1 protein-coding gene is annotated in these 334 nt (G+C 63.2%); it reads left to right on the forward strand.

Features of this window, described 5'->3' with window-relative positions; genetic code table 11:
• On the forward strand, positions 1-334 hold a 334-nt coding region (locus MRS74_RS23600; RefSeq protein WP_254582724.1), incomplete at both ends, for an Ig-like domain-containing protein.

Raw genomic sequence — 334 nt, forward strand, 5'->3', positions numbered from 1 at the left:
CTGGATAACAGCGGCGTTGCAGATGCAGCAGGCAATACCGGTTCAGGCACAACCGCCTCCAACAACTACGCCCTCGATACCCTGCGCCCCACCGCGACCATCGTAGTGGCGGATACGGCGCTGGCAATCGGTGAGACCTCCAGCGTGACCATCAGCTTCAGCGAAGCGGTAACCGGCCTGACCATAGCCGACTTCACGGTGGCCAACGGCGCGCTGAGCGGCTTGAGCAGTGCCGATGGCGGCCTCACCTGGACCGCTACCCTCACGCCCAGTGCCGAGACCGAAGACACGACCAACCTCATCAGCCTGGATAACAGCGGCGTTGCAGATGCAG

Origin of the sequence: Marinobacterium sedimentorum (assembly GCF_024267675.1) — a bacterium.
In the GTDB taxonomy this organism is placed as follows: Bacteria; Pseudomonadota; Gammaproteobacteria; order Pseudomonadales; family Balneatricaceae; genus Marinobacterium_A; species Marinobacterium_A sedimentorum.